At 71.7% G+C, this 16,287-nt stretch carries 17 protein-coding genes; 4 read left to right on the top strand and 13 right to left on the bottom strand.

The window, feature by feature from the left end:
• The first annotated feature begins 41 nt into the window (after positions 1–41).
• Complete coding sequence (locus tag V1351_RS04890; protein ID WP_338751268.1) at positions 42–1,955, top strand: acyltransferase family protein; 1,914 nt, start codon at positions 42–44, stop codon at positions 1,953–1,955.
• Here V1351_RS04890 and mutM read toward each other — a convergent pair whose 3' ends face one another.
• From mutM to V1351_RS04845, 9 genes are all read right to left on the bottom strand, one after another.
• Positions 1,956–2,819 carry a bifunctional DNA-formamidopyrimidine glycosylase/DNA-(apurinic or apyrimidinic site) lyase gene (mutM, locus tag V1351_RS04885; RefSeq protein WP_338751266.1) on the bottom strand — a complete coding sequence of 288 codons (864 nt, stop codon included), beginning with the start codon at positions 2,817–2,819 and terminating at the stop codon, positions 1,956–1,958.
• A gap of 1 nt (position 2,820) precedes the next feature.
• Positions 2,821–3,594: a ribonuclease III gene (rnc, locus tag V1351_RS04880; protein WP_338751264.1), complete on the bottom strand. Its 774-nt coding sequence runs from the start codon at positions 3,592–3,594 to the stop codon at positions 2,821–2,823.
• Between the two features lie 13 nt (positions 3,595–3,607).
• Positions 3,608–3,802 carry a 50S ribosomal protein L32 gene (gene rpmF / locus V1351_RS04875; protein ID WP_338751262.1) on the bottom strand — a complete coding sequence of 65 codons (195 nt, stop codon included), beginning with the start codon at positions 3,800–3,802 and terminating at the stop codon, positions 3,608–3,610.
• A 1-nt stretch (position 3,803) separates the two neighbouring features.
• Entirely contained in the window at positions 3,804–4,400 is a 597-nt protein-coding gene (locus tag V1351_RS04870; RefSeq protein WP_338751260.1) for a YceD family protein, read from the bottom strand.
• 104 nt (positions 4,401–4,504) lie between these two features.
• The gene (coaD, locus tag V1351_RS04865; protein ID WP_422389009.1) at positions 4,505–4,999 is read right to left on the bottom strand and encodes a pantetheine-phosphate adenylyltransferase; all 495 of its coding nucleotides are present in this window, start codon (positions 4,997–4,999) and stop codon (positions 4,505–4,507) included.
• Positions 5,000–5,019: 20 nt separating this feature from the next.
• Positions 5,020–5,577, bottom strand: a complete 558-nt coding sequence (locus V1351_RS04860; RefSeq protein ID WP_338751256.1) for a hemerythrin domain-containing protein — start codon at positions 5,575–5,577, stop codon at positions 5,020–5,022.
• Between the two features lie 27 nt (positions 5,578–5,604).
• The gene (rsmD, locus tag V1351_RS04855; RefSeq protein ID WP_338751254.1) at positions 5,605–6,180 is read right to left on the bottom strand and encodes a 16S rRNA (guanine(966)-N(2))-methyltransferase RsmD; all 576 of its coding nucleotides are present in this window, start codon (positions 6,178–6,180) and stop codon (positions 5,605–5,607) included.
• A gap of 55 nt (positions 6,181–6,235) precedes the next feature.
• Positions 6,236–8,467 carry an ATP-dependent DNA helicase RecG gene (locus V1351_RS04850; RefSeq protein WP_338751252.1) on the bottom strand — a complete coding sequence of 744 codons (2,232 nt, stop codon included), beginning with the start codon at positions 8,465–8,467 and terminating at the stop codon, positions 6,236–6,238.
• On the bottom strand, positions 8,467–10,125 hold the full coding sequence (locus V1351_RS04845) for a DAK2 domain-containing protein (protein WP_338751250.1): 1,659 nt from the start codon (positions 10,123–10,125) through the stop codon (positions 8,467–8,469). Before V1351_RS04845 ends, V1351_RS04850 begins: the two co-directional genes overlap by 1 nt.
• Before the next feature lie 208 nt (positions 10,126–10,333).
• Here V1351_RS04845 and rpmB point away from each other — a divergent pair, with 208 nt between their 5' ends.
• Positions 10,334–10,528 carry a 50S ribosomal protein L28 gene (rpmB, locus tag V1351_RS04840; RefSeq protein WP_338751248.1) on the top strand — a complete coding sequence of 65 codons (195 nt, stop codon included), beginning with the start codon at positions 10,334–10,336 and terminating at the stop codon, positions 10,526–10,528.
• A 75-nt stretch (positions 10,529–10,603) separates the two neighbouring features.
• Here the strand turns inward: rpmB and thiL are convergent, their stop codons facing one another.
• A complete protein-coding gene (gene thiL / locus V1351_RS04835) occupies positions 10,604–11,620 on the bottom strand; it encodes a thiamine-phosphate kinase (RefSeq protein ID WP_338751246.1) in 1,017 nt (338 codons plus the stop codon).
• 53 nt (positions 11,621–11,673) lie between these two features.
• Between thiL and V1351_RS04830 the strand changes: the two genes are divergently transcribed.
• Complete coding sequence (locus V1351_RS04830; protein ID WP_338751244.1) at positions 11,674–12,159, top strand: DUF3515 family protein; 486 nt, start codon at positions 11,674–11,676, stop codon at positions 12,157–12,159.
• Between the two features lie 46 nt (positions 12,160–12,205).
• Here V1351_RS04830 and V1351_RS04825 read toward each other — a convergent pair whose 3' ends face one another.
• Positions 12,206–13,333, bottom strand: a complete 1,128-nt coding sequence (locus V1351_RS04825; RefSeq protein ID WP_338751242.1) for a D-alanine--D-alanine ligase family protein — start codon at positions 13,331–13,333, stop codon at positions 12,206–12,208.
• 30 nt (positions 13,334–13,363) lie between these two features.
• Between V1351_RS04825 and V1351_RS04820 the strand changes: the two genes are divergently transcribed.
• The gene (locus tag V1351_RS04820) at positions 13,364–14,485 is read left to right on the top strand and encodes a trans-sulfuration enzyme family protein (protein WP_338751240.1); all 1,122 of its coding nucleotides are present in this window, start codon (positions 13,364–13,366) and stop codon (positions 14,483–14,485) included.
• 2 nt (positions 14,486–14,487) lie between these two features.
• Here the strand turns inward: V1351_RS04820 and V1351_RS04815 are convergent, their stop codons facing one another.
• Both V1351_RS04815 and V1351_RS04810 read right to left on the bottom strand, forming a co-directional pair.
• Positions 14,488–15,486 carry an NAD(P)H-dependent glycerol-3-phosphate dehydrogenase gene (locus V1351_RS04815; protein WP_338751238.1) on the bottom strand — a complete coding sequence of 333 codons (999 nt, stop codon included), beginning with the start codon at positions 15,484–15,486 and terminating at the stop codon, positions 14,488–14,490.
• Positions 15,483–16,238, bottom strand: a complete 756-nt coding sequence (locus tag V1351_RS04810; protein WP_338751236.1) for a lysophospholipid acyltransferase family protein — start codon at positions 16,236–16,238, stop codon at positions 15,483–15,485. Before V1351_RS04810 ends, V1351_RS04815 begins: the two co-directional genes overlap by 4 nt.
• Between the last annotated feature and the right edge of the window lie 49 nt (positions 16,239–16,287).

Below are 16,287 nucleotides of genomic sequence, written 5' to 3'. Positions count from 1 at the left end.
GCCTACTCCATCCCGGGGCTTTCGGTGCCTAGCATCGTCCCGTGATCCAGCCTCCTGGCACCCTCGACGACGCCGAGGCCCCGGCGTCGCATGCCGCGTCCCCGAGCACACCCGACGCGCGCCCACGCCCCGCACCGGGCCACCTTGCCGGGCTGGACGGCCTCAGGGCGCTGGCCATCACCGCCGTCATGATCTTCCATCTCGACCCCGACTGGCTGCCCGGCGGTTTCCTCGGGGTGGACATCTTCTTCGTCATCTCCGGCTTCCTCATCACGACGCTGCTCGTACGCGAGCGCCGGGACACCGGCAGGATCGATCTCGTCGGCTTCTGGACCCGTCGGGCCAGGCGCCTCCTCCCGGCGCTCGTCGTCGTCGTGCCGGCCGCGATCCTCATCGCGCGCACCGTCGAGGCCGACCTGCTCGTGGGCATCCGCCGCCAGACGCTCGGGGCCCTGACCTTCTCGACGAACTGGCTCGAGATCGCGGGCGGCAGCAACTACTTCGCCGCCACCTCGCCCCAGCTCTTCATGAACTTCTGGAGCCTGGCGGTCGAGGAGCAGTTCTACCTCTTCTGGCCCCTGGCCATGCTCGTCCTGCTCACTCTGCGTCACCGCCTCGGCCTGGTCGAGGGGGTGATCGCCGCGTTGGTCGCCGGAATCGGTCTCACCTCGGCGATTCTCATGGCGCTCACCTACGACCCGGCGAACGCCACACGCGCGTACTACGGCACGGACACCCACCTCGTGGGGCTCATGTCGGGCGCCGCGCTGGCGATCGTGTGGATGGGACCGGCGCGGGCGTACACGACGACGCGCGTGTGGCACAGGCATCGCACCCGCTTCATCGCCGCCGCGGCAGCGACGCTCGTCCTGCTACTCGTCGTCGCCGCCGAGGACCGGATGTGGACGTTCCGGCTGGGGATCCCACTCGTCGCGCTGGCGACCGGGGTCCTCCTCCTCGGCGCGGTGGATCGGCCGGGCCGGCTGCGCGAGACCCTGGGGCTGGCCCCCTTCGTATGGATCGGACGGCGCTCCTACGGGATCTACCTGTGGCACTGGCCGGTGATCGTCGTCATCGGTCAGGGCATTCCGACGAATTCGGGCTCGGGCGCCTTCGCGTGGACCAGAATCTTGGCCGTCGTCGTCACTCTCGCGCTCGCGGACCTGTCCTTCCGGTTCGTCGAGGGCCCCGTCCGACGTCTCGGCTTCCGCGGTGCGGCCCGCCGCATCGGCGGCGTGCTCGCGCTGCGCTCGACCCCCGGCCGCATGACCGTCGCCGCTGCAGGCACGGCGCTGGCGGTGTCCCTGACGCTTGTGCTCATCACCGCGCCGGACACCTCCAGCACCCAGCAAACCATCGAGGAGAACCAGGCGCGCGCCGCCGCACTGCGTGCGAGGACGCCGGCCCAGACCGTCGGCGGCGCCTCGAGCTTCGCGATGCCGAAGGGGGATGAGGTCGATGTCTTCGGCGACTCGATCACCGTGGCTTCGGTCCCCGCTCTCGAGTACTACTTCCCGGGCGTGCAGATCGACGCCCGGAAGAACCGCCGCTGGACCGACGGTCTGAGCCTGGTCACCGCGGCGGGGGACACGCTGCGCCGGGCGGTCGTGCTCGGCCTGGGCACGAATGACGGCACCGACTCCGAGACCATCGAGAAGGTCCTCGACGAGATCGGGGACGACCACATGGTCGTCATCGTCACCCTCCACGCCGACCGCCTCTCGCGGATCGACGGGGACAATGCGGCGCTGCAGCGCATCGTCGAGGAGCATCCCAACGTCGCTCTCGCCGACTGGGACTCGGCCGTGGCCGCCGAGGACCTGCAGCCCGACGGCATCCACCCCTCACTGGGCGGTGCACACACGTACGCGGCGACCATCCGGCAGGCCTTCGCCGATCTCTCCGAGCAGCACACCGGCACCGCGGTGCCCCTGAAGAACCTCCCCCGGCCCTGATCAGACCCCTCGGGGCCGGACCTGGCAGCGCGGACAGCTGGTGGAGCTGCGGTTCATGAACTGCTCCCGACGCATCGCCGTGCCGCAGCGTGGGCACGCCCGCCCCTCCTGCCCGTAGGCCGACAGCGATCGGTCGAAGTACCCCGAGGCGCCGTTGACGTTGACGTACAGCTCGTCGAAGCTCGTGCCGCCCTGCTCCAGGGCATCGGCCATGACGTCCTTCGCGTGGTCGAGCAGTCGTCCGATCGCGGGTCCGGTCAGGGCGCTGGCCAGGCGCTCGCCGTGGATGCCGGCTCGCCACAGCGCCTCGTCGGCGTAGATGTTGCCGATGCCGGAGACGACCGCCTGGTTGAGCAGGACCCGCTTGATGCCGCTGCGGCGACGCTTGACGTCGGCGATGACTGCGGCCCGGTCGTAGTCCGGGTCGAAGGGATCGAGGGCAATGTGCGCGACGCTCGTCGGCACCCCGTCGACGAGCTCGGCCAACGAGAAGCCACCGAAGGTGCGCTGGTCGACGAAGCGCAGCTCGCCGCCCCCGTCGGTGAAGGTCAGCCGGGCGTGCGTGTGCCTCGGCTCCGGAGTCCGTGGGTCGGCCACGAGCATCTGCCCACTCATCCCCAGGTGGACGATCAGCGCCTCGTCGGGCACAACGCCCCCGTCCGCCAGGGCGAGCCAGAGGTACTTGCCCCGACGGTGGGCACCGGCCAGCGTGCGACCGCGCAGTCGGTCGGCGAGGTCCTGCGCTCCCGGGACATGGCGCCGGGCGACGCGGTGCCCACGGACCTCGGCCGCGGCGATGGTCCGTCCGGCCACGTGGTCGGCCAGGCCGCGACGCACGACCTCGACCTCGGGCAGCTCGGGCACGTCAGCCGGCGGTCGTGTCCGTCGCCGATGCGTCGACGGGCGTCGGCTGGGTGGTCAGGGTCGCGTACGCGCGCTCGGCAGCCTGCTGCTCGGCGTCCTTCTTCGTCCGTCCGACGCCGGTGCCGAAGACCTCGTCGTCGATGACCGTCTCGGCGGTGAAGGTCTTGTCGTGGTCCGGGCCCTCGTCGCTCGTGCGATAGCTCGGCGCACCCCGCCCCTGACCGGCCGCAACCTCCTGCAGCGAGGTCTTCCAGTCCAGGGCGGCACCGAGCTCCGCCGACGAGGTCATCACGGAGTCGAGCAGCTCGTGGACGAGCTGGGCGGCGGCGTCGAGCCCCCGCGGCTTGGGCGTCGAGAGGTAGACCGCCCCGATGACCGCCTCGACGGTGTCGGCGAGGATGGAGTTCTTGTCGCGCCCACCGGTGCTGATCTCGCCACGCCCGAGGTGGATGAAGGAGCCCAGGTCGATGGCTCGCGCCACCGTGGCCAGGGCGCGCATGTTGACGACGGCGGCGCGCAGTTTGGCCAGGTCACCCTCGGTGACGTCGGTGTACGTGGCGTGCAGGTGGTCGGTGACCACGAGCCCCAGCACCGAGTCACCGAGGAACTCCAGCCGCTCGTTGTGGGGCAGCCCGCCGTGCTCGTAGGAGTACGAGCGGTGGGTCAGGGCACGCGTGAGCAGCGGCTCGTCGACGGGCTCCCCGGTGACCTCGGTGAGGTATCGGGAGAGCTCCTCGACGGGCCGCTGCTGCGGTCGTGAGTTCCTGTCGCCCATTGCGACAGGACGCTCAGGCCTGGTGCTCGGTGCGGTCCGCGGTCGCGTAGTAGCGACCCTTGTAGGTACCGCAGCTCGGGCAGGCCTGGTGGGCCGGCGCCGGGGACTTGCACTGGGGGCAGGTCGACAGCGCAGCCGGCGTCGCCTTCCAGTTCGCACGGCGGCTACGGGTGTTCGAGCGCGACAGCTTCCGCTTCGGGACGGCCACGTCAGTTCCTCTTCTCTTCGTTGTCCGTAGGCCCCGTGTCGGAGGCGAGAGGCGCGAGCGCCTCGAGTGCCGCCCACCGGGGGTCGATCTGCTCGTGGTAGTGCTCCGGGTCGTCCTCGAGCCGTGCTCCGCACTGGGAGCACAGACCCGGACAGTCGTCCCGGCACACCGGTTGGAACGGCAGGCTCGGAAGCACTGCGTCCCGGATCACCGTCTCGAGGTCGATCATCTCGTCCTCGATGAGGTGCTCCTCATCCTGCTCGGACTCGGCATCCACCTCGCGGTGGTGCTTCGCCCGGTCGGGCCAGACGAACAGCTCCTGGAACGAGGCGTCGACCGGCTGGTCGATCTCGTCCAGGCACCGAACGCAGGCACCGCTGGCCGTGGCGGAGACCGTCCCGGTCACCAGCACTCCCTCGTGCACCGACTCCATGCGCACCTGCAGGTCCATCGGCTGGCCCTGCGGGACGGCGAGGACGTCCGTGCCGAAGTCGGCCGGTGCGCCGGGCTGGAGATCCACCTCGTGCATCGCCCCGGGTCGACGACCGACGTCCTTGGTGTCGAGCACCAGGGGCGAGGTGTGGGCGTTGCGTTCCATGACTCCAGTCTCCGTCAGAATCGGCCTACGACGTGACGACGCAGACCGACGTCCAAGAGTACCGGGGTGACCCCCTTCGCCCCAAACCGACGAAGGGGGTGGGCTCAGGGCCGCGGCAGACGCTCCCGGAGGGCATCGCGGACCTCGTCGGTGACGAGTCCGGTGACGTCCCCACCGAAGCGGGCGACCTCCTTCACCAGTGAGGAGGAGATGTGCTCGTGGCGCGGGTCGCCGGGCATGAAGAGGGTCTCCACGCCCGTGAGCCGGCGGTTCATCAGCGCCATCGGCCACTCGTAGGAGAAGTCGGTCTCTCCGCGCAGCCCCTTCAGCAGGACCCCGGCCCCCAGCTCGGCACACACGTCGACGATCAGCCGGTTGGCGAAGGCCTCGACCCGCACGTTGCCCAGGTCGTCGACCTGGTCGTGGATGAAGGAGGCCCGCTCGTCGACGGTGAAGGTCCCCTGCTTGGCCGGGTTGTGCAGGATCGCGACGACGACTTCGTCGAAGAGGGCCGACGCGCGGCGGAAGACGTCGACGTGGCCGACGGTCACGGGGTCGTAGGAGCCCGGGCAGACGGCACGACGAGTCATACCGGCCATCGTGCCAGAGCGCGTCGGACTCAGCCCTCCGGCTGGTCGTCGTTGGGCAGCAGTCCCTCGTCGTAGGCCCGCGTGACCAGCCCCTGGACCTGCTCGATCGAGGCGCACCCCTGGCCCAGCAACTCGTTGCGCCGCGCGGCCCACGCGGCCCCGAGCTGCTCGCGCACCTCCTGCGGCGTGTCCGTGTTGGCGGGGTTGAGGATGGTGACCTCCTCCTCGTTGATGTGGTGGTTGAGGATCTCGGCCACCTTCTCGATGGCCTGCGCGAAGTCCGCAGTCGCGGAGACGTCGGTGCGCAACAGCTCCAGCAGGCACTCGTTCGTCGCGGCGTGCTCCTCCTCGCCCTCGTCCTCCTCGTCCTCCTCGATGACGTCCTTCTTCCGCAGGCGCGGGTAGACGGCCTCCTCCTCCGCGGTGCTGTGCGCGACGAGCACCTCGGCGAAGGCGGACCGGGCCGCCGTGCGGTCGGCCGTCTCGTCGCGGAGGGCGCGCATGAGGTCCTCGAGGAGACGGTGGTCGGCGGCGATGAGGTCGACGATGTCTCCACCGTCCGGGCGTGGGATCGGGTACTGGCTCATGGGCCCTTTCTACCCGATCCACCGGCCTCAAATCTGGTAGTCGGGCGCCACCTGGGTGGCGAACCACAGGACGGTCTCGCCGTAGGACTTCGACCCCTCGGAGACGATGCCGTCGGGCCACGTCGGCTCGGGCGAGCGCGAGGAGCGCTCGACGACGATGATCGGTTCCTGCGCGAGCCACTGGTGGGCCAGCAGCATCTCCAGGACCGCTGCGAGGGACTCCTCGGTGACGTCGTAGGGCGGGTCGGCGAGGACGATGTCGTAGCGCAGCGAGGCGGGGCGGTCCAGGGCCCGCTCCACGGTGCCCGACTGCAGCCGGGCACCGGCGACGCCGAGGTCGGAGATGTTGGCGCGGATCGTGGCCGAGGCGCCCCGGTCGGACTCGACGAGCAGCACGCTGGCGGCGCCGCGACTGGCCGCCTCGAGCCCGAGCGCGCCGGAGCCGGCGTACAGGTCCATCACGTGGGCACCGTCGATGGCCTCACGCGCCTCCAGCGAGGAGAAGAGCGCTTCGCGCACACGGTCGCTGGTCGGGCGGGTGCTGTTGCCGGCCGGGGTGCGCAGTCGCCGTCCGCCGGCCCCGCCGCTGATGATCCGGGTCACGGCGTCCATCATGCGGCATGGCGTCGGGACGGTCCCACCCGGGACGAAGGGGGTCTCACCCCTTCTCGAGGTAAGCGGCCCGCTCCGCGTCGAGCCAGTCGGCGATGCGGTCGCGCAGCGCCGGGTGGTCGCCGAGGTCCGGGTCGACGCCGAGCAGCTCCCCCGCGTCCTCGCGGGCGGCCTCGATCAGGTCCTCGTCGCGCAGCACGGACAAGTGCTGCAGGTGGGTGCGGGCACCGTGCTGCGCCGAGCCGAGGACGTCACCCTCACGGCGCTGGGTCAGGTCCAGCCGGGCCAGCTCGAAGCCGTCGGTGGTCGCCGCGACGGCCTCGAGGCGGTCCATGGCCGACTCCGTCTCGGTGGCAGTCATCAGCAGGCAGATGCCGGGGTCGCCGCCGCGACCGACACGACCGCGCAGCTGGTGCAGCTGGGAGACACCGAAGCGGTCGGCGTCGAGGATGACCATCGTCGAGGCGCCCGGGACGTCGACGCCGACCTCGATGACGGTGGTGGAGACGAGCACGTCGATCTGCCCGGCGGAGTAGCGCGCCATGACGGCGTCCTTGTCCTCCGGCGGCATCCGGCCGTGGAGCATCTCGATGGTCAGGCCCTGCAGGGCCGGGTGCTCCCGCAGGACGCCGATCGTCTCGACGACACCAGCGAGGGGGCGTTCCTCGGGTGGCCCCTCCTCGACCCGCTCTCCGTCGTCCTGCTCGTCGTCGACCACGCCCTCCTCGGCGACGAGGTCGAGGCCTTCCTCGAGATCAGGCCCGTCCTGGCCGTCGTCGCCCCCGATGCGGGGGCAGACCACGTAGGCCTGCCGACCCGCGGCGACCTCCTCGGCGACCCGCTGCCACGTGCGGTCGATCCAGCCGGGCCGACCGGTGGGCACGACGTGCGTGCTGATCGGCGCTCGACCCCGGGGCAGCTCGCGCAGCGTCGAGGTCTCCATGTCGCCGAAGACGGTCATCGCCACGGTGCGCGGGATCGGGGTCGCGGTCATCACGAGCAGGTGCGGTGGGGTCGTCCCCTTGGCGCGCAGGGCGTCCCGCTGCTCGACGCCGAACCGGTGCTGCTCGTCGACGACGACGAGGGCGAGGTCGGCGAAGGTGACCCTGTCCTCGAGCAGCGCGTGGGTGCCGATGACGATGCCGGCATCGCCGGAGGCGATCTCGAGCATCGTCTCGCGGCGACGCGCGGTCGACATCGACCCGGTGAGCAGCGCGACGCGGGTGGCGTGCTCGTCGCCGCCGAGCATCCCCCCTTCGGCCAGGTCACCGAGCATCCGACGGATGGAGGCCTCGTGCTGGGTCGCCAGGACCTCGGTCGGCGCGAGCAGGACGGCCTGGCCGCCGGCGTCGACGGCGGCGAGCATCGCCCGCAACGCGACGACCGTCTTCCCGGAGCCGACCTCGCCCTGCAGCAGCCGGTGCATCGGGGTCGGTCGCGCCAGCTCGTCGAGGATCTCTCCACCGACCTGCTGCTGTCCCTCGGTCAGCTCGAAGGGCAGCCGCTCGTCGAAGGCGCTGAGCAGGCCGCCCTCACGCTGCTGCCGCCCCTGGGTGGTGACCCGGGAGGCAGCGATACGGCGCTGTCCGAGGAGGCACTGCAGGACGAGGGCCTCCTCGTAGCGCAGCCGGCGGCGGCCCGCGTCGACGTCCTCGTGGGTCCGGGGCGCGTGCACGGCACGAAGGGCGCCGGCCCGGTCCAGCAGGTCGCGGCGGCTGCGTACGGACCCGGGGATCGCATCGGTGACCGTGTCGAGCTGGCCCAGGACGAGGCGCACGCAGCGGGTGATCGTCCACGGATGCACTCCGGGGACGTGCCGGTAGATCGGGATGAGGCCGTGGTGGTCGGCATCACCGAGTTCCCCCAGCGCGGCGGCCTCCTCCAGGGTGGCGTACCCGGGGTGGGCCAGCTGGCGCTCACCCCGGTACTCGGTGACCGAGCCGGCGAAGAGGAACTCCCGGCCGGCGACGAGCTTGCGCTCGTGACCCCGGGCGTCGAAGAAGGTCACCCGCATCCGGGAACGGCCGTCGGTGATGCTCGCCTCGAGCATGCGGCCGCGGCGGGACTTCATCGAACGGGTCTGGGCCGACTCGACCCGGGCGACCGCCACGAGGAAGTCGCCGATCCGGGGCTGGCCGAGGTCGGCCTCGGCGCTGCGGTAGCGACGGGGCCAGAAGTCGAGGAGCTGGCCGACGGTCTCGATGTCCCGGTGCTTGGCGAGCTTGCCCGCGGCCTGCCCGCCGAGGAGCCCCTTGAGCCGGGTGTCCTCCCCCGCCACTACTCCGCCCCGAAGAGCAGGGGGTAGTGCGGCTGGCCCCCGTCGATGACCTCGACCTCCACACGCTGTGACTCCACCCGGGCCGTGAGTCGCTCGACGAGCCCGTCGGGGACCTCCCGACCCACGACCATCGTCACCAGGTCCACCCCGGTGCTGGTGATGGTGTCCAGGACCTCGGAGGCGACCTCGTCCATGTCCGACCCGACGATCGTGATGTCGCCCGCGACGACACCGAGGACGTCACCGATCTCGCACGCACCGCCGCTGGTCAGGCCCGACTTGACCGCAACGGTCACGGCGCCGTGCCGGGTCGCGGCGGCCGCGTGGGTCATGGCCAGCACGTTCTGCGTGACGGTCTGGCCCGGGTCGAAGACCGCGAGTGCGGCCAGTCCCTGCACCGCGGTGGTCGACCCGATGACATGGACGCTCTGCCCCTCCTGGGCCGCAGCCTGGGCCGCTGCGTCGGCGGCCATCCGGGTGTCCCGGTCGTTGGGCAGGAGGATGACCTCCTCGGTACCGCCCTCGCGCACGGCCGCGAGGAGCTCACCGGCGGAGGCCCGATGGCCCGGCCCCGATGCCACCGAGGTCGCCCCGGCCCGTGTGATCACCTCGGCGATACCGGGCCCGGCGGCGCAGGCGACGAGGCAGACCCCGAGCTGCGGCGTGGTGGCCATCGTCTCCAGCGCGGTGACGACCACCCGTTCGGGAGCACCGTGGACGAGTCCCGCCTGCAGTGCCGAGCCGATGTCGTCGGTGTGCACGTGCACGTGTGTCAGGTCCTCCGCGGTGGAGACGACGACGCAGTCACCGAGCTCGTCGAGCGCGCTGCGCAGGTGGACGACTCCGTCCTCGGGGACCTCGTGCAGCAGGTACATGACCTCGTAGGCGGGTCGCTCGTGCCCGTCGAACCCAGCCGCCGGGACCCCGGAACCGGTGCGCTCCTGCGACCAGTCGGCACGCCGCTCCAGCGTGGGGTTGAGGGTGAAGTCGTCGACGACCAGGCGCCGTGCCGGCCCCTTGTCGTGGACGACCTGGTCGAGTGCCTCGATGAAGAGCAGGTACCCCGCTCCCCCGGCATCGACGACCCCGGCGTCAGCGAGGACCCGGAGCTGCTCGGGTGTGCGGGCCAGCGCCTCCCGAGCGGCGACCACGGCGGCCCGGGTCAGCTCCCCGAGACTCCCACCCCCACGCACGACACGCTCGGCCTCGGCAGCGGTGGCGTCCGCGACGGTGAGGATCGTGCCCTCCTGGGGGCGCACGACGCTCTCCCGCGCGCGTCGCGCACCCTGCGCGATGGCCCGGGCTGCGGCCGGGGCATCGACGACGGTGAGGTGATCGCCGGTGATGACTTCGCTGACCCCGCGCACGAGCTGGCTGAGGATCACCCCGGAGTTGCCGCGGGCGGCCATCAGGGCGGCCCGGGACATCGCGGCCACCTCGACGTCGAGTCGAGGCGTGCCCAGGGCACCGAGCCGCTCCTGCTCGGTGCGGGTGGCGTGCAGTGCTTGGTCGAGGGTGAGGAACATGTTGGTCCCGGTGTCCCCGTCGGGGACCGGGTAGACGTTGAGGGCGTCGATCTCGGCTCGGCGCACGGCGAGCGCAGCCCGGGTCACGACGACCCACCGCCGCACCGACTCCGCGTCCAGGACCTCCAGCACGTCGTCACGGTATCCGAGGGTGGCGACAACAGGGCGGAAGAGCCCTCGTGCGTGCCCGCTCGGATCCGCTGGAGTCCGTCGGGCCGGGTCGTTTTGGTCCGTGGCGCCATGCTCCGCTAGTCTGTACCGGTTGCCCGGCACCATCTCCCCCTTCGCGGTGGAGCGTCGCGGCGCATCACTCACGTACTGACGAACACAGGAGATACCCGTGGCTGCCAACTGCGACGTCTGCGGCAAGGGACCGTCCTTCGGTCACTCCATCTCGCACTCGCACCGCCGCACCAAGCGTCGTTGGAACCCGAACATCCAGCGCGTTCGGGCCAAGGTCGGCGACAAGGGTGCGACCCCGAAGCGTCTCAATGTCTGCACTTCGTGCCTCAAGGCCGGCAAGGTCCAGCGCTGACCGGCTGACGAACGGAAGCTGCCGCCGCCCCCTCGGGGACGGCGGCTTTTTTCGGCTCTGCCGACCGGACGCCGGTCACCCGGAAAAATGGTCCCAGCCGGTGACCGGGGGAACCTGCCCGTCCACCACGACCTCGCCGGAGCCGTCGGTGCACACCCCGATGACCTCCCAGCCGTCGGGGACGGCCGCGGGTGCGAAGGTCGCCGCGAGCGAGTGCTCCTCTCCGCCCGAGAGCACCTGACGCATCGCCTCCTCGGCCCCGAGGGCCAGCGTGAGCGGCCCGGCGGCGAAGGCAGCAAGGGCCCTCCCGTCGAGCTCGATGCGTGTCCCGCTCGCCGCTGCAACCCGACCGAGGTCGCGGACCAGGCCGTCCGACAGGTCGATCATCGCGGTGGCGCCGGCGGCGGCCGCCTCGGGGCCCGCACGCCACGGGACGTCTTCCGTGCGGCGGTGCACCCGGCACAGCACCTCGATCGCCCGTGCCAGCGAGTCGCCGGTCTCGCCGAGAGGCGGGTCCCGGTGGGTGTGACCGCGGCCGGCCAGGAGCAGCTGCAGGCCACCACCCGACCGCCCCAGACTCCCCCGGACGGCGACGACGTCGCCCGGCTCGGCGCCGTCGCGACGCACCGCCCGGTGGCCCTGCAGGTCGCCGACGGCGGTGATGCCCACGACGATGCTCCCTTCGCCCGCGGCGGACAGGTCTCCCCCGAGGACGGGGGCACCGGCCTCCCGGGCGGCCCGCGCGATGCCCTCCCCGAGGGCGAGCACCCACGCGACCTCGGTCGCCGGGTCGGCGGCCAGGGTGATGAGCAGCCCGGTCGGCACCGCCCCCATGGCGGCGATGTCGGCGACGTTCTGGGCGACGACCTTGTGGCCGATCTCCGTCGGTGAGGACCAGTCGTCGCGCCAGTCGCGGCCGCGGACCATGGAGTCGGTCGTCAGCACGACGCCCCCGGACGGCGCGGCGAGCACCGCGGCGTCGTCACCGGGGCCGAGGAGCACCTCCGCCGGCCCGACGGTGTCACCGAAGATCGGGAAGAGTCGGGACAGCAGTTCTCCCTCGGACACGTCCTGCAGGCGCTCCCGGGTCATGGGTCTCCTCGATCGGGCGAAGGGGGTCAGGACCGAACGGTAGTCTCCCGGCCGTGATCTCGTCCCCCGGCCGTCGCGAGGGCCTCCTGCCCGCCGTCGCCCTCCTGCTCGGCACCCTCGGCGCCGGCATCGTCGGCGTGGTGGTGCTGACCGAGCGCCCGGTCGAGGTCGCGATCGCGGTCGACGCGCAGAACCCGGCCTGCGCCGCAGCGAGCGGGTACTGGCCCGAGCAGGTCTCCGGCGAGGCCCCCCGGGAGACCGAGCCGAGCGACCACACGGCCATCGCCTGGGGCGACCCGGCCGTCATCGCCCGCTGCGGCATGCCGCCGCTCGGTCCGACCGAGAACCAGTGCATCGTCGTCGACGGCATCGACTGGGTGGCCGAGGACCTCGGCGACGGGACGAGGCTGACCACCTTCGGCCGGGAGCCGGCGATCGAGGTTCTCGTCCCCGAGGAGCACGGCCCGGCCCCGCTGCTGCTGCCGGCGTTCGCCGAGGCGGCGAAGCAGCTGCCGACCAACGACTACGCCTGCAGCTGAGCCGCACCCGCTCAGGCTCCTGCGCACCCCAGTCGGTCCGGACCGGCTAGCGCAGACCGACGGGGCGCTCGAGCGCGAGCTGGATCAGCTCGTCGACGAGCTCGGGGTAGCCCATCCCGCTCTCCTGCCACATCCGCGGGTACATCGACGTCGGCGTGAAGCCGGGCATCGTGTTGATCTCGTTGATCAGGACCGAGCCGCCGTCGGTGACGAAGCAGTCCACCCGGGCCGGTCCCTCGCACCCCAGCGACTCGAAGGCAGCCGCCGCGAGGCGACGCACCTCGTCGGCCACGGCCTGCGGCAGATCCGCCGGGCAGGACAGCCGGACGGACGAGTCGTCCAGGTACTTCGCCTCGAAGTCGTAGAAGTCGTGCCCCCGACCGGTCTCGACGACGATCTCGCCGGGAAGGGAGGTCCGCGGGGCGTCCAGCCCGCGCCCCTGGAGCACGGAGCACTCGATCTCACGGCCGGAGACGCCCTGCTCGACGATGACCTTCAGGTCGTGCTCGCGGGCGGCCTCGATCGCGCCCTCGAGCTGATCCGGGCGATCCACCTTGGCCACACCCATCGACGATCCGGCGCGGGAGGGCTTGACGAAGACCGGGAAGTGCAGCGACATCACGGCATCCATCGCAGCAGCCTTGTCCCGCCGCCACTGACGGTCGGTGATGACGGCGTACGGGCTGACAGGGAGCCCGGCACCGGCGAAGACGACCTTCATGTAGTGCTTGTCCATGCCCGCGGCCGAGGCGAACACCCCGGAGCCGACGTACCGCATGTCCGTGAGCTCGAGCATCCCCTGCAGGGTGCCGTCCTCTCCGTAGGGACCGTGCAGCACGGGGAAGACGACGTCGACCTCTCCGAGGGTCTCGATCGCCTCGCCGGTGCGGTGCACGCCCAGCGTGCTCTCCCCGGCACGCGTGGGGAGAATCACCGCGCTCCCGGTGTCCTCGACCTGCGGCGTGTGGGTGGGGGTGAGCGCCAACCGGTCCGGGTCGTCCGAGGCGAGGACCCAGGCGCCGTCCCGGGTGATGCCCACGGGCACGACGTCGTAGACGTCACGGTCGATCGCGCGCAACACGCCCGCCGCAGTGGCACACGAGACGGCGTGCTCGGAGGAGCGACCGCCGAAGACGACGGCGACGCGAGGCTTGCGATTCGGATGGCTGCTCATCGGGGGAAGACTAACCTCTAATCTGCGACCATGACCGACCAACACCCGAGCACCCCCGCCACAGCACACACCAGCGGACTGTCCCCACGGACGCACGTCGTGGCAGCCGGTCGCCCCCGGCGGGCGCCGGGCGCGTCGCTCAACCCCCCGGTCACCTTCACCTCGACCTACATCGCCGACGGACCGGTCAACTACGCGCGCGTCGACAACCCCACCTGGACCCCCTTCGAGGAGGCCGTCGGTGGGCTCGAGGGCGGCGATGCGCTCCTGTACTCCTCCGGCATGGCCGCGGTCGCGGCCGTGCTGGCGCTGGTCCCCCGTGGCGGAGTCGTCGTCGCCCCGGCCGCGGCCTACAACGGTGTCGTCGTCTCGCTCACCGAGGCCGCCCGGGCCGGACTGCTCGAGGTGCGCTGGGTCGACATCGCCGACGCCGCCGGGGTCCGCGCGGCGCTGCCCGGAGCCGACCTGGTCTGGTTGGAGTCCCCGACCAACCCGCTGCTCGACCTCGCGGACCTCCCGGGACTCACCGCGGCCGCGCACGAGGTCGGCGCGCTGGTCGCCGTCGACAACACCTTCGCCACGCCGCTGCTGCAGCGTCCCCTCGAGAGCGGAGCCGACGTCGTGGTGCACTCGGCGACGAAGTACCTCTCGGGCCACTCCGACGTGATCCTCGGCCTGACGGTCACCGGTGACGACGAGCGCGGCCGCGAGCTGCGCACGCGGCTGGCCCGCCACCGCACCCTCGGTGGCGCGATCGCCGGTCCGATGGAGGCCTGGCTCGCCCTGCGCGGGTTGCGCACGCTCTCCCTTCGCCTCGAGCGGGCGTGCGACAACGCCACCGAACTCGCCCAGCGGCTCGCCGACCACCCACGGGTCTCGCGAGTGCGCTACCCGGGCTGGGGTGCGATCGTCTCGATCGAGGTCGCGGGCGCGACCGACGGAGCAGCGGAGGCCGAGGCGCTCGCCGCGGGCACCCGCCTGTGGTCGAACTCGACCAGCCTCGGTGGCGTCGAATCGCAGCTGGAGCGACGCCGCCGCCAGCCCGGCGAGCCGGAAGCCGTCCCGGTCAACCTCGTGCGCCTGTCCGTCGGCGTCGAGGACGTCGACGACCTGTGGCGCGACCTGGAGCAGTCCCTGGCCGCACTGGGCTGACGTCAGTCCGTCTCGGACTTGCGGGCACGGGCGAGTAGCTGGCGGCCGATCTCCGTGACCGGGACCGCCTCGTGCACGGCCCGGTTGACCTGCTCGATGATCGGCACGTCCACGCCGTTGCCGTGGGCGAGCTCGAGGATGGAGGAGCAGGACTTCACGCCCTCCGCGGTCTGCTTGGCCTGCGCGGTGACCTCCTCGAGGGTCATACCCTGACCGAGCCTGACGCCGAAGGAGTGGTTGCGTGAGAGCGGTGACATGCAGGTGGCGATGAGGTCGCCGACGCCGGCGAGACCGGACATCGTCCGCGGGTCCGCCCCGAGTGCCGTGGCCAGCCGGGTCGTCTCGGCCAGACCCCTGGTGATGATCGTCGCCTTGGTGTTGTCGCCCATCCCCAGGCCGGAGGCCATCCCCACGGCGAGCGCGATCACGTTCTTGACCGCTCCCCCGATCTCGGCGCCGACGAGGTCGGGGGAGGTGTAGGGGCGGAAGTAGCTCGTCTGGCACGCCGCGGCGACAGTGTCCGCCGAGGCCTCGTCCGGGCAGGCGACGACGGTCGCGGCCGGCTGGCGCTGGATGATCTCGCGGGAGAGGTTCGGCCCGCTCACCGCGGCGATGCGCTCGAGCGGGACCCCGGCGACCTCGTGGATGACCTCGCTCATCCGCTTCGTCGTACCGAGCTCGATCCCCTTCATCAGCGAGACGACGATCTTGTCGCCCGTGAGCAGCGGAGCCCACTGGGTGAGGTTGTCGCGCAGGGACTGGGAGGGCACCGAGAGGATGACGATCTCGGCGCCGTCGACGACGCGCTCGGGATCCGTCGAGGCGGAGATCCGCGACGACAGCTCGACCCCCGGTGCGTAGTCCTCGTTGACGCGCCGGTTGATTTGATCGACCAGCTCGGGGCGTCGGCCCCACACGCGCACGTCGTTACCCGCGTCGGCGAGGATCGACGCGAAGGCGGTACCCCAGCTCCCGGCACCAAAGACGGCGATGTGGTTCACGACGTTCCTCCTGATCGGTAGTCACCCGTGGACCGCAGTCCGTGGGCCTTGGGGTCGAAGCGTTCGGTCGGCGCCTTCTGCCCACGCAGCTGCTCCAGCCCGTGGGTGAGCGCCTGCATGATCCGGTCGGTGCCGGTGGTGATCGCGTCCCGCGTCACCGGGTCGCCGCGCAGGTCCGACAGCTCGACCGGTGGGCAGAAAAGGATCCGGACCAGGGTCCGTCGGCGCGAGAGGGTCGGCCTCCTGGCGTAGGGGGCCAGCAGGTCCTGCGACCCCCACTGGGCGATCGGGATGACCGGGCAGCCGGCCTGCAGCGCCAGGCGTGCGGCACCGGTCTTGCCGCGCATGGGCCACATGTCGGGGTCGCGGGTGAGCGACCCCTCGGGGTAGACGGCCACGCACGCGCCGGCCTCGATCGCCCGGATCGCGGGCCCGAGCGAACTGGCCGCGCTCGCGGTCTCGCGGTCGACCCGCACCTGGTGGGTGTGCCGCATGACCGACCGGACGACGGGGGCCTCGAAGAGGCTGCTCTTGGCGAGGAAGACCGGCGCCCGGCCCCGGTTGTAGAGCACGTGGGCCCACGGGAAGGGATCGATGTGCGAGACGTGGTTCGGCGTGACGATGAAGCCACCCGACCGTGGGAGGTTCTCCAGCCCACTGACCTCATACCGCATCAGGGCCCGCATCACCGGACGCAGGACCCCGGCCACGACCCGGTACAGGACCGGTGTCGGCATGCGGTGGGTGGTCATGGCACCTCTCGGTCCGGGGCGGCGCCCTCGGCGCCTCGGTCTGGAAACG

The sequence above is a fragment of the Janibacter sp. A1S7 genome, assembly GCF_037198315.1.
Classification (GTDB): Bacteria; Actinomycetota; Actinomycetes; order Actinomycetales; family Dermatophilaceae; genus Janibacter; species Janibacter alittae.
This window is presented reverse-complemented; position numbering and strand designations above follow the sequence as displayed.

Bases quoted from the DNA above. Each gene is read 5' to 3' on its own strand.
- rnc (WP_338751264.1), bottom strand. From the start codon at position 3,594: ATGGGCGACAGGAACTCACGACCGCAGCAGCGGCCCGTCGAGGAGCTC.
- V1351_RS04870 (WP_338751260.1), bottom strand. From the start codon at position 4,400: ATGGAACGCAACGCCCACACCTCGCCCCTGGTGCTCGACACCAAGGAC.
- coaD (WP_422389009.1), bottom strand. From the start codon at position 4,999: ATGGCCGGTATGACTCGTCGTGCCGTCTGCCCGGGCTCCTACGACCCC.
- V1351_RS04860 (WP_338751256.1), bottom strand. From the start codon at position 5,577: ATGAGCCAGTACCCGATCCCACGCCCGGACGGTGGAGACATCGTCGAC.
- thiL (WP_338751246.1), bottom strand. From the start codon at position 11,620: ATGACCCGGGAGCGCCTGCAGGACGTGTCCGAGGGAGAACTGCTGTCC.
- V1351_RS04825 (WP_338751242.1), bottom strand. From the start codon at position 13,333: ATGAGCAGCCATCCGAATCGCAAGCCTCGCGTCGCCGTCGTCTTCGGC.
- V1351_RS04820 (WP_338751240.1), top strand. From the start codon at position 13,364: ATGACCGACCAACACCCGAGCACCCCCGCCACAGCACACACCAGCGGA.
- V1351_RS04810 (WP_338751236.1), bottom strand. From the start codon at position 16,238: ATGACCACCCACCGCATGCCGACACCGGTCCTGTACCGGGTCGTGGCC.